Source organism: Oribacterium sp. WCC10, from assembly GCF_900113415.1.
GTDB lineage: Bacteria > Bacillota > Clostridia > Lachnospirales > Lachnospiraceae > Oribacterium.
Genome location: NZ_FOPH01000008.1, coordinates 1 through 14205, shown reverse-complemented (window position 1 = coordinate 14205; position 14205 = coordinate 1). Strand labels below are relative to the sequence as shown.

Below are 14205 nucleotides of genomic sequence, written 5' to 3'. Positions count from 1 at the left end.
GCGCATACAACCCTTTACTAAAGACCTGCAGAAGGGGATGGAGGTATACATATGTTGACAGTATCTAATATCATGGAAAAACTTGATCAGTTGGCTCCGCGTGCCGCTGCCTGTGACTGGGATAACCCAGGTCTTCTGGTCGGCAGAAGCAACAAGGAAGTTGCCAGAGTCTATGTGGCACTTGATGCCACTTACGATGTTGTGTCCAGGGCTATCGAATCGGACTGTGATCTCATAATCACACATCATCCCGTCATATTCAAAGGTATAAAGGCTATCAATGACAACTCCGCTCTTGGATCAAAACTTCTTGACCTTATACAGAATGATGTTTCGGCTTTTTCCATGCATACCAACTATGACAGCTGTCCCGGCGGAATGGGGGATATGGTATGTGATACATTGGGACTTAAGAAATTATGTTCCATGGAACCTACAGGTTATACTCCTTTGGATAAAGAAAACGGTTCTCCAAACGGAATCAAGCCACATACAGCTGAACCTGACACAGTAAACGGCATCAAAGCTGATATGACCGAATACGGTATCGGTTTCATTGCAAAGCTGCCTCATGCCATGAGCTGTAAAGAGCTTTCTGAGATGATAAAGGATAAGTTCGACCTTCCTTTTATCAGATTCTATGATGCAGGAACTCCCATAACAACTATCGCATGCTGTCCCGGTTCAGGCAGAGGTGAACTCAGGGAAGTCATGAATCATCATGTAGATGCATTTATCAGCGGCGATATGGGACATCATGAGGGATTGGATCTCAATGAAGAAGGTATCAGTCTCATAGACGCAGGACACTATGGACTTGAGCACATCTTCGTAAACCATGTCAGTGATTTTATTGAGGAACATTTCCCGGATGTTGAGATAATTAAAGATCAGATACATTACCCTGTAAGAGCGCTTTAGAAGTAAACACCACGGTATACACCTATGACATGTATGTTCGACCATAAACGTAGGCATCCTATACACAGTGCCTCAAGATGGATTTACACTAAAGCGGTTTGCCATCCCGGATGGCAGAATGGAGAACATCATGACTGTTACTATCAAGGGACAAAACTATGAATTTCCCGAGGGGACAACATTTTTAGAAATAGCAGAAAAGGTTCAACCTGAATTTGACCACGAGATTCTTCTTGCACGTTTCAATGATATGCTTTTTGAACTGTACCACACATGTACAGGAGACGGTGAGATTCATTTCATCACAGGCACTGAGAAGATAGGTCAGTCAACCTATGAACGTTCAGCCATATTCATGATGCTGAAAGCCTTCTACAATGTATGTGATGATGTAAAGGATTTCGGTGTAGTCGTAGATTACACACTGGGAGGCGGGTACTATTGCCATTTGAAGGGTGATGTAAAGGTCACACCTGAACTCCTTAAGAAAGTAAAGGACAAGATGGATGAATACCACCAAAAGGCTATTCCTATTCACAAAAAGTCTATCAGTACCAGAAATGCCATAAAGCTTTTCCGTGAAAACGGAATGCACAGCAAAGAGCGTCTTTTCCATTTCCGTATGACAGGAAGCGTCAATGTCTATTACATGGGGAATTTCGCAGATTATTTCTATGGCTATATGGTACTTAACACAAGCTATATAAAGTACTACGACCTCATCCCTTACGAAGAAGGCTTTGTATTAATGCTTCCCACTCGAAGCAATCCTGAAAAGGTGGCTTCTTTCGTACCGCTGAATAAGCTGTATGAGGTTGAGCACGCATCTTCAAAGTGGGCAGAAAAGATAGGCTGCTCAAGTATAGGATCTTTAAATGAGATGATCATGAACGGATATTCCGACGACCTGATTCTCATGCAGGAGGCTCTTTTCGAGAAGACTATCGGGAATATCGCCATGGATATCGCAAAAACAAGTAAGAAGATCGTGATGATAGCCGGACCTTCAAGTTCAGGAAAAACAACATTTTCAAGACGTTTGAGCATTCAGCTCAAGGCTCTCGGTTTTAATCCTCATCCGATTTCTGTGGACAATTACTTCAGAAATCGTGATGAAGCCCCTCTCGACGAAAACGGTAACAAAGATTTTGAATCCATCAAATGTGTGGACGTTCAGCAGTTCAACGAGGATATGCTGAAGCTTCTTAACGGTGAGACTGTACAGCTTCCGAGATATAACTTTTTCACCGGTGAAAGAGAGTATAAAGGAGATTTCTGTAAACTTGGTGCCAATGACGTTTTGGTCATCGAAGGTATACACTGTCTTAACGATGAGATGTCTTATGCACTTTCAAGTGATGAGAAGTACCGCATATATATTTCATCACTTACGCAGATCAATGTTGATGCCCACAACCGCATTGCCACCACTGATGGCAGACTTCTTCGCCGTATAGTGCGTGATAACAGAACCCGCGGCTACAGCGCAAAGGCCACTATCGCCATGTGGGATAATGTCAGAAAAGGAGAAGACAAGAATATCTTCCCGTATCAGGAAAGCGCAGATGTGATGGTTAACTCCAGCATGATCTACGAACTTCCGGTGCTTAAGATCTTTGCAGCGCCGCTCCTTTTCCAGATACAAAGAAGCGATCCTGAGCATGCAGAGGCAAAGCGCCTCCTTAAGTTCCTGGACTATATTCTTCCAATAAGCCCTGAACTTATTCCGCAGAACTCAATCGTCAGAGAATTCATCGGCGGAAGCTGTCTTGATGTAGGATAACGATTTTTATCAAAAAATCGTTATCCGTATATGCAGTATTTTGCTTTTGCAAAATGCTGTCCCACTTGGTGGGATTATCGAACGCTCTCCATGTGCGTTCGATAACCTGATGACGGGTTTTATCAAAAAATCGTTATCCGTATATGCAGTATTTTGCCTTTGCAAAATGCTGTCCCACCTGGTGGGATTATCGAACGCTCTCCTTGTGCGTTCGATAACCTGATGACGGGTTTTATCAAAAAATCGTTATCCGTATATGCAGTATTTTGCTTTTGCAAAATGCTGTCCCACTTAGTGGGATTATCGAACGCTCTCCTTGTGCGTTCGATAACCTGATGACGGGTTTTATCAAAAAATCGTTATCCGTATATGCAGTATTTTGCTTTTGCAAAATGCTGTCCCACCTGGTGGGATTATCGAACGCTCTCCTTGTGCGTTCGATAACCTGATAACGGGTTTTATCAAAAAATCGTTATAACAGTTTTATAAGAAGGCTTAATACTTAAAGCCTTCTTTTTATGTGCATAAATTTATACGTATTATTACAAAATATAATGGTATTTACCCTTTATTTTTAATCTGTAAATGATATACTTCAAGTCCTGTGTTTTTAAATTAACAAGACATAATCATTATCAACCAGAGGTAAAAACATGAAGGGTAGTTTGTCAAAACAATTATTATCGCTGCTGCTAAGCATCATTTTGGTCATCGATACCGGATTTGCTCCGGGTATGACAGGATATGCCTCAGAACATATTGAAGAATCTCAATATGGAATGTATGCAGTAAAAGCCATCGCATCTCTGCCCAAAGAAATATCAAAGCAGAGAGTAACAGTCGGAACAAAGAAATCCAAGCTTCGCTTTCCCAAATTTATATATGCTCTTGCAACAAAAGAAACAGAAACTGATTCAGATGATTCCGAGTCATCAGATTCAGAAGAAAACACTGTTTCAAACCTTAAAAGAAAAGCAACTGACAGCGAAACCTCTACAGCTGCATCCATAGCATCCAATAGCGAAACAGACTATAAACTTTCCAGTCAATCAATTCTTAACAGAAGTATCGATTATATGACTGATGAACAAAAGAGTATAATCGAAAAACTTCTTTCAAGTGATAAAGTGCCTGTTATTTCCGAAATAGAAGAAAAAACAAATCTTGATCTTTCAGGATACAGAATCATAAAGTTAAATCTTGACTGGGAGAATAACCTCACTTTAGGAGGAGAGTATGATCCTGATGTTCCTGGAGTTTATACATTTGACTCATATCTTCAGGATGAATCTCAATTTGAACTGTATTCTGTAACTCTTCCAACCATAACTGTTGAAGTCACAAAAGATATCATTTCCACTGCGTCCAATATCTATCCTGTTTATGTGAAAACAGAAAATGTAAATGCTGACGGAAATCTCAACTTTGTGATGCAGGATCTTGAAAATCCGGATGATGTAACGGTTCTGAATTTTAATTCAGATAATCCGGATGGAGAAGAAATCCCTGTTGAAAACGGAACTTTTTCTATTCCTTTAAGGGATACCGATTCTGCATACTTCTTTGATATCATTGCATCTGACAGTGAGATAAAGCTCCGCATAAATACAGAAGGAACAGAATATCAGAGTCATGCAGGAACCGGTACTGCACCCATAACTCTTACCGCAGAAAAAGCAGGTTCTGAAACATTTGATAATGAGAACTGCTTCATGGTCATAGGGAAAAGTCCTCTTATCACCGTAAAGAGCAGTTGGGAAGATGGCGGCAAAAGTGAGTCTTCAAAGAACAATCTGGTCGGACAGAATATAAACGACTTACTATATCTTGAATACTTCATAGAAAACAAAAGTGATGAATGGAAACGACTTGACAGCAAAGCTCTGACAGCTGTCCTCGGTCATCCGGATAAAGACGCTGATACAGTTCCTTCACCTTCAAAATGCAGTTCATCTTACACTGTACCTACCAGATATACTTATTCTTTTGCCGATGCATTATACGATACATACGTGGAGAGGGATGAAATAACGGGAGAACTATCCGCTCATAAAATAAAGTATCGTCTTGCCGCTGAAGATACATTAAATGAACATTATTACAGTGCCTATGAAGACGAAAACGGAAATATACTTCGAAATTATGAGATAACCAACTTCACAGCTAAAATAAAGTGGAACGACACAGGTGCAATAAGAGAAAACGGAAATAATGTTGACAGACCTTCCATAGAAGAGTGGCTTAACAATATCTCCCTGTATAAGATTCTAAAAGGTGACACATCGAATCCGAAAAAAGTTGCTCTTATCTCTGATTCCGCAAAAAATGAAGGTTCGTTTACTGTAAGTGATGATGGAAACAACGAATGGTCCATCAATATAAAAGGATATGGTTACGATAAAGATAACTATCCTGTTCACTATTACATAACCGAAGGAAATCTTGAACTTTCGGATGCCTCAGGATCAGAAGGCAATGTCATAACAGACCGTCACTACGAAGTAACCTATGAAAATGTACACAATGCTTCCGACAAAACCAATGGTCTCTATGACGGCGGAACTCTCATAAATACTCTATCCGGTAAAACAAACTATGTAGTTTACTGCAAATGGATGGATGAGGCCGATACGGAAACCGTAAAAGGACGTCCTGTAATCTCCATCATTCTGTACAGATATGCCAATGATCAAAATACTTCCAGAAATTTCAGATGGTCCGGTCTGTCACCGATACAGAATTCAAAGTATGTAGAAATCAAGAAAAACATCGGAACAGAAAAAGATGGAAACATTAACAGACTATATCGTTTGACCCTGCCTGAAAATGATTCTCTTGATGCTTATAATACAGACGGTGCTGAATTGATATATGCAGGAAAAGTAAAAAAGAAAGGCAGCTCTGCAACATACGAAACAAGCTTAAACACAAAATCCGGAGAAAACCGAAGTCTTTACGAGAACCACTTCATACTTAACGGCGAAACACTCCAAAACCTTATAAAGGACAGTGTCTCTGTAAAAGCCACAAAAACCTGGAAGGCAGCCGCGAGACAGGATGTAGACTCGGAGGTTACATTATCCCTGTATAAGACCACTCAGGATCCTGTTAAATATCCTGATACCTATGATGATGAACGATATGCTACCAGACTTTCCAATCCTGTAACGCTTAATGGTTTCACGTCGGAACGTCAAAGCAGGAGTACCGAATCTGTGCTTGAAAAGTATGACGAAAACGGAAACAGACTGTACTACTTCTCAAGAGAAGAAAAAGTAACAACCAGAAACAAAGAAAATGGTCTCATGGAAGATGCTGTTATATTCCGGGACAATGATACTGACTGTTTCCTGACAAAGGATGGTTATCGTTACATTCATAGCTATAATTCTGAGAGCGCATCAGATAATCAGAAAATAACCATCACCAATACACTGGTTGGAAATGCTCAAATTCTCATAACAAAAACCTTTCCAACGGGTCTTTCTGATTCTGATAAAGAAAGGGGTTTTGCAGAAGTCACCTTTGATATCTATCAAAACTCAAAGAAAATCGGAACTGTGACAAGAACTTACAAAAAAGGAGCAACTCTTCATACAGTTGGTCCGGAAGGAGATGAATCAGAAACAGCTATAAACCGCATCGAGGACCTTTATGATTCCTTCACTGATCAGATTCTCATAGACTCCTATGAAGATATGGATAGAGAAGGAATCACCGGAGCTGAAAAGTACCATGGACAGCTTCCGAGATACGATGAAAACGGAGCCGAATATACATATACCGCCTATGAACACGGTAATATAAAAAACAGTGGATATTTTCCTACTGTTCGTACCAAAACAAAAGAAAAGGATCGTAGGTACACCTTGAAAGATTCCGGTACCGAGGTTACAGAAAAGTATCTGCAAACCGATGTGAACATTATCAATAGTATAGGCGGAGGAAACTATATTTCGGTATATAAGGAATGGAATGACGGCTCTGATTCCGAAGCCAGAGAACCTGTACATTTTGTTCTTGAGTACAATGCAAACGGAAAGTGGGAGCAGATCGGAACTGAATATACCATCAACCCGTCTTCAGAGAACTGCATATATATACCTGTTCCGGACGAATATACTGAGGAATATCTCAAATGGAAAAAGACGAAAAGTTCCGACATCTTCAGAGTTAGAGAAACTCATATCGGTAATGTCAAAACAGTAGAAAATGAGGTTCACTATTATGAAGGTTCAGATTCTACTATTGCGAAAGACTATCCTTCATCCGGCGAAAATACTCTGTACCTCGGACATGAATGGGAGAAATACAATGGTGATCCCGAAGCATTTTCCAAACTCACCAGGGAAGATGATGAGTTTGGATTTGTAAAAGGAAGTAAGTATGTTTACGACGTGCTCATCAGAGATAACATTTCAGCTGGTCAGAAAAATGACTCTGCTGATAATGTTTCAGATCAGAATACGCTTGGCTCATCCTTTGATTTTACGATATCCAATATGCGAGTCGGAGTGGTATATATTGATATCAATGCAGAGCAATGGCTTGACGGCGTACTGAAGGCTAAAGCCCGTCCTGATGAAATTATTCTTGATATGAAAATCGGTGATAAGGTAGAACCAGTAACATTAAACGAGAAAAACGGATGGAAGAAAAGACTGGGACCTTTCAGAAAATATGATACGTCCGGAAATGTAATTAATTATAATCCGGGCTTCATACATAAAAACGGAAAACTCATAAACTACGTTTATAATAACAGAAAAAATGATGAAGAGCTTTACTCCGGCGCCTATATTTTGCAGACTCAGGAAGCAGTGACTCTTGGAGATCATCATACAGGCGATATCTATTCATTTACACTAAGACATGAGTTAAAGGATAGTATCGTTCCTACTGTCAATAAGTTCTGGGAAGACAGTGATTCAGCAGACGGAAGGTCAAATAAACGACCGGACATCGTTGTAAATCTGTACCGCACATATACCGATAAAGATAATAACTATCATATCGAGCAGCTCGATAAGGACAAATATATCAATTTCGAATGGGATACAACCAAAGATTCATTGAATAACTGGTGGCAGGTCAGTTATGATCCACAGCCGCGATTCAGTTCCGGAGACTACTATGAGTACACATACTATATAAAGGAATCCATGCCTTCCAAAAATACTAATGAGTACGTTGAAATCGGTGCATTTCCGGATTCTCCGAAGGATACCGGAAACGGTGCGGAATACAGCTATGCTGAAACGAAGCCCGGTCTTATGAAGCTTCAGGACGGAACCATGGTCTCAGCGGCGTTGGTTACTCTGAACCCGGATAAAGCATGGACTATCGTTAACAGAAAGAGGAATAAACGTACTGTCAGCGGAGTTAAGATCTATAAGAATCTCCCTGATGGATTCCGTGCCGGAGATCTGCCTAAGATCAAGATCGAACTTTGGAGAAAGACATCAGACGGTAAAACAGAAGAACCTGTATATGAATATGTACAGGGGAAGGATTCACTTTTGCATGAGACTCTGATAAAGAATGACGCAAACAGGCAGCTTACGGCATATCTTGGAAATGCTGATGAAAACGGTATAACTTCATTTACTTTCTATAACAAAAACGGAAAAACAGCCTATGTTCCAAAGTACGATGATAAAGGCCGTCTATACACTTATTTTATAAAGGAGGTTAACGATAAGGATACCGCTGAAGGATCCGAGGATTCGAAATTGTTGCATCATCTTTTTGAACTCACAACAGATGACACTCTGACTAATGGTATAGTTGCTGTAAATGGTTATAAACCGGATACCGGATATGAAATAACATTTTACAAGAATTGGACAGCTGATAAGTCAGAGAAATCCGAAGCTGAATGGAATACTGTAAAGAATAAGGATAATCCGTACATCAAGGTACGTTTATATCGTTATCTCCAGAACGATTCAGGAATCATATCCGGAAGTCAGGAACTTATTAAGACTAATGATTCCGATATTTCAGACAGCAATACAGACATTACACTGATGTATGATCCTGATCATCCTGAGTACACTTCATATACATGGAAGAAGCTTCCGTACTATGCACCGAATCTTAAGCCTTATGTATATGTTGTTTCAGAAAGAGCCGGCGATGAAAATAAGGAATTCTGCAAGGTGTTCGAAGGCTCGGTATCCGGGTCTGAAGGAAACATCAGCCTCATCGGATCAGGAAAGAACCTCTATGATCTTAAGACTGAAAGCTACACCCATTTGACATCCGAAGGTGGTAAAAAAATATCTCACGATAGCGGCTGGACCGGATACGATACTGTAGTCAAAGGAAGTTATGTCATCGATGCTTCCGATAATTACAAAGGAAGCGGAACCGGCACAGCAGGTATCATAAATGTTTACACAGGTGTTCCTGAGGATAAACATAAGCCGTCTGAGACGCCCGAAAAGGAGCCTGAAAAGAATAAGCCCACAAATGGTACAGATGTACCGAAAGAGGCCGATAAAAAGCCTGCAAATGAGGTTCCTGAGGATCCGAACGGGGATCATAAAAATGAATCTCAGGAAAATCCGGACAAAGAGCCTGAAAAGGAGCTTCCGGCTAATGGTGAAAAACCTGACTCTACAGATGAAATAGATACAAAGCCTGAAAATAATGAAGATTCCGGTACAAAAACTTCTGAAAATTCTACCGGTGAAAACACTACTTCTCAAAAGCATAATACAGTTCACAGTGAAGGTAACTCATCTTCAGATGATGCAATTAAAAAGTCAGCTTTAGATGAAGGTCATGAAATAACTTTCATACAATTGTTACCAAATGACAAGTACAATTCTTCTGAAACAGAAAAAAGCGAAGCTTATCCCGGATCAATCCTCAATGCTTCAAGACAGTCAGGTGGTAATGAAGATTCAGATACCCGTGGAATCGGAAAGAAACGTTCACCCAAAACAGGTGACAGCTCACGAATGAGCATGTACGGATTCGGAACATTTGTTGCAATTATAGTAATGATCAAGTGGTATATAATCTTTAAAAGAAGAAAGAAACAGTAATACATAGTTCTACGTGTACTTTCTTTAGAACTGTAAACCTCTCTGCGGTTATGAACCGTAGGGAGGTTTTTTGTAAAGTAACTACATAGCCGAAGATAGATTTCTGTGTAGCCGACAAGTCTCCATATAAAAACGGGGCGCTTCGACGGAAAAATCAAAAATCAGCCCCTAAGAGACACTTAGGTCCTCGGCAGTTTCTGAGTTTTCCTGATGAAAACTCAGAATTGCCGAGGAATCCAAGGAAAAATACCTAGTGTCTCTAAGTGAACAGATTTTGATTTTTCACGACTCAGCTTAACGTTTTTTATGGATACCCGTCGGCTAATACCACATATATTTTAAATAACAATAGTGCAGTTTCTACCAGGCTGGTATTATTTCACATTATCTGTTTTTATACTTGTAATATCTCTGATTTGATAGTACAATCTAGGCTCGAGTATCGGATGTGGTCGCTGCCAGTATAAGGGAAACCGGCTGGGAGAGGAAAGTCCGGGCTTCACAGAGCGGGATGCCTGCTAACGGCAGGTTGCGGTGACGCACAGGAAAGTGTAACAGAGAACAGACCGCCGGCATTTGCCGGTAAGGGTGAAACGGCAGTGTAAGAGACTACCGCGCATCTGGTAACAGATGTGGCAGTATAAACCCCATCTGAAGAAAGACCAAATAGGAAACGTATGGCTGCTCGTCAGTTTCCGGGTAGGTTGATTGAGACGTATGGCAACATACGCCCTAGATAGATGACCACTTGATACATAACCCGGCTTATTACGATGCTCGATCTTTTAATCTATGATACTGTTCCGGAATTATATACCGGGACAGTTTTTTCATATCATTCTATACTCAATGATAATTTTTCAAAACAGTATATACCATCAATCTGATTTAATCTCTATTCCAATCGACATTAGGCCGGGTGGGAATATCTGTTAGTGCGGTCACTTTTCGTATAATCTTTCCGTTCATATCAAATTATATTCCTGATCAAATCGCCGAGGTAAAAAACAGTGAGAGAGCTGTTTTGTGACCATTTTTCTGTATTCACAGAATAATGCAGCAACCGGTACGTGAAATGCTTTTATAAAGCAAATACATGAATCTTTAATTGCATAACTCTGCCTTTATAAAATGCACTTATCAGAAAGGAAAGTAATAGCATGAGAAGAAAGTTTAAACAGACAGTGACGTTACTTACTGCGGTGACTATCACGGTCGGACAGGTGCAGCTGCCGGCCATGGCGACAGAATATAAAACAATCAGCGGTGATCAGAGTACCGAAACAAACACTGAAGATGTGAATGAAGTTGTATCTGATGCAACATTAGGAGCAAATGAAGGCACAATCGAGATAAACAACGGTACTGTAATCGATAATGGTACTGACGAGGCTGAAGGAACCATTGAAATAAACAACGAGGAAGTTACAAACAATAATGAAACTGGTGCAGTAACTTTCAACAACGGCTCCATCGGTACAAATGACGGTTCCGTCGGCATAAACCTCGGAAGCATCACAGATAACAATGGAGATATAGGCTCCGAGGAAGGATTCATCAGCGAAGGGGATGAATATCCAAATGGTGAAGGAACATTTGAAAACACATCAGTAAACCACGGATATATAGAAAACAATAATTCTGACCTTGGAAAAAATGCAGGTATTGATGACTATGATGACATTTACGATTTTTTCGATAGTCATAGTGATATGGGTTATGAACAAGGTGAAGTCCGCTCAATGGTAAATGAATATACAGGCGCAACCATCGAAAACAATAACGCTACCATAGAAGTAAACAACGGCAAGGTAAACAATAATACAGAAAAAGGAACCATCAGCGAAAACGGAGGCTCTGTTATAAATAATAACGGAACCGTAGAATATAATGATGGTGACGGTGCAATATACAATAATTACGAAACTGTTGATCAGAATGATGGAAGAATCCTCAACAATACAAAAGAAAACGGCAACATAAATATAAATACAGGTGACATCAAGAATAACTACGGAAGTATAAATAAAAACTACGGCTCTGTAGATTTTAATGTTGGAACCATAAAAGAAAACTCTGTAGATGAAGATGAAGGCTATGAAGGTTCCATATTGTTAAATTCAGGTAAAGTCACTCAAAACGACAGTTATATAGAACAAAATGATACTAATGGTGACATACAATTTAATGCAGGAACTGTCGAAGTAAACACCGGAACAATCGAGAATAATAACCCTAATTTTTCTGATAACTGTGGAGTCACTATCAATCTTGGCTTCATAACGAATAACAATAAGGGTGCCACAGTTGGTTACGAAGATGATGAATGTTCCGGCAACTTCGGAACAATCGAGAATAATAATTCTGAACTATACTTTAATGCAGGTAAGAATGATCTCGGAAATCTCGAAGATAGTCTGGAAGAAGACGTTATGATTATTTCTGACAGCTTTTCCGGAGCCGTTGTATACACAAATAACAGTACCATCGTAATAAACAACGGAACCATCCATGAAAACAGCAAGGCTACTCTTAACGACAAAGGTAAGGTTGATTCTAAAGGTATCGTAGAAAACAATAACGGTACAATCAGAAAAAACGAAGGTTATATAGATGATAACAATGGTACAGTTGTTAAAAATACAGGCGAAATCAATAATAATACATCAACAGGTTTAGTTGCCAATTATGAAAATGGCGTTATACAGAAAAATACCGGTACTGTTTACAATTATGGCGGTACAGTAGTGGACAAATCTACCGGAACAGAGTATTTTTCAATCTCCATAAAAACCGGTGAAAACATTACAGCAGATAAAAGCAATAGCGGATTAACGACATACAAGGGTGCAGAGTGGTTAGGCCAAAAGGGTACGGAAATAACTTATACGGAGATCATCATTTCTCCGATCAGCAATTATGAGATCACATCGATCAATACCCCGGAAGGCGTTACCGCAACAAAAAAGCAGGATGGGACATGGTCTATAAAGATAGCTTCAGGAACCAATATCAGCATAGATATCCCTGCTGCTACACTCATACAGTCCGTCCCCGATAACAACAATAATAATATCAACAATAATAACAGCGATGATGTTAACAATAATGATGATAACACTAACAAGAACGGTAATAACATCATCAATAATAACAACCGTATTATTAACAAAGACATCACCAATTACAGCAATGATTCAGGCTCTGATAAAGATTCCTCAGGCAGCGACAGTCAGAAGATAAATAACGTAACAATAAATCTCGGGCAAAAAACGAATGGGGAAATTCTTTCTATATACAATGCTGTCAGTCAACAGTTAACAGACAGTTCAGGAAATCCTATCGAGGCAAACCTTAATGAAGTACTTAAACCTATAGATAATCTGTCAACAGCCATGAATTATTTTTCTTCCCAGGAGGGATTAGGTCTTAGTTCAGATAATGTTATCGTGTACGGTGAGATCAACCTTGATGCTTTGTTCCATAATACAACTTCATCAAATGCCAATGTTCCTGTAAAGGCAAATGTTTTAGCAGGTAAATCTTACGAGATTCTCCTGAATAACAATCAGATTGTCACTGTACAGTGTCTTGCTGATGGAGAGCTTCTTATACCGGTAGGAACCGGTACCGGAAACCTGGTATTCATTGTTCTGGGTAGTAAGTTGGCTCCAGAGGTTCAAAAAGAAGCACCTATACAAGAGCAAACACATAATACTGTAATGGGTGCCGAAGTCGGAATGGCATCATTATCTGCAGGAAATGATTTTGTGGGATCCGCCACAGATGGATTAGCAATGGCACCTAATGCAGGAGCTGACGGGATAGCTACATTTGCCCAAATGGGAGGTGGCTCAATGAGGCAGGAAACGGGCTGATTTTGGATACCCACCAGTATTACAAGGATCAATATAAATGCAGCAGAAATGCCGACATTGTACTAAAAAAGCGTAAATTAAATCATATGACAAATGGACTATTTCACCGGTAAACATTGAACATACATCAGCGATAAATCTATTCGGAATCTACGATAGCGAAAAACTCCCCTGTGATGGCCTCAAACGGAGGTTTATCACAGGGGAGTTTCTTTTATTCTGATTCTATCATATGAGTCGCCCGACAAATGGACGTTTATATCACATCCATTTTCGATATATTGTTCCTTGAAAACTTAATACACTATCTTTTTTATAAAAAATACGATTTCAGATGCACATGCGTACCTAAAATCAGAGGATTATTAGCATCCTATTTCCATTCCTTATGCTAATTGGACACACTTATCCAAGCTAACCATATATTTGATTAGCTTAATCGTATTTAGTGCTGCAACTTTAAAACCGAAGAAATGCCTATTCCTTATCAGACCTCTTACAGGCATTTTATCAGCATTATGCCTTTTCCTTAATGATGCCGGAATCGTTTCTACACCATTCCTGAATC

Annotated in this window: 4 protein-coding genes, 1 other RNA gene and 1 pseudogene; 5 read left to right on the top strand and 1 reads right to left on the bottom strand. The window is 39.7% G+C overall.

The genetic code is table 11. From position 1 onward, the window contains the following. Positions 1 to 51 precede the first annotated feature (51 nt). The 5 genes from BM294_RS07425 (at position 52) to BM294_RS07405 (ending at position 13637) form a co-directional block, all read left to right on the top strand. On the top strand, positions 52 to 921 hold the full coding sequence (locus BM294_RS07425; RefSeq protein WP_091206373.1) for a Nif3-like dinuclear metal center hexameric protein: 870 nt from the start codon (positions 52 to 54) through the stop codon (positions 919 to 921). 118 nt (positions 922 to 1039) lie between these two features. Further along, the gene (locus BM294_RS07420) at positions 1040 to 2704 is read left to right on the top strand and encodes a nucleoside kinase (RefSeq protein WP_242944476.1); all 1665 of its coding nucleotides are present in this window, start codon (positions 1040 to 1042) and stop codon (positions 2702 to 2704) included. A gap of 653 nt (positions 2705 to 3357) precedes the next feature. Next, complete coding sequence (locus BM294_RS07415) at positions 3358 to 9759, top strand: ICP22 family protein (protein ID WP_091206370.1); 6402 nt, start codon at positions 3358 to 3360, stop codon at positions 9757 to 9759. Between the two features lie 436 nt (positions 9760 to 10195). Continuing rightward, an RNA gene (gene rnpB, locus BM294_RS07410) (RNase P RNA component class A) lies at positions 10196 to 10543 on the top strand. Between the two features lie 376 nt (positions 10544 to 10919). Then, positions 10920 to 13637: a hypothetical protein gene (locus tag BM294_RS07405; RefSeq protein ID WP_091206367.1), complete on the top strand. Its 2718-nt coding sequence runs from the start codon at positions 10920 to 10922 to the stop codon at positions 13635 to 13637. A 386-nt stretch (positions 13638 to 14023) separates the two neighbouring features. On the opposite strand, the pseudogene BM294_RS16120 reads toward BM294_RS07405, so the two are convergent. Further along, positions 14024 to 14205: pseudogene (locus tag BM294_RS16120) on the bottom strand (transposase); the annotation flags it as partial.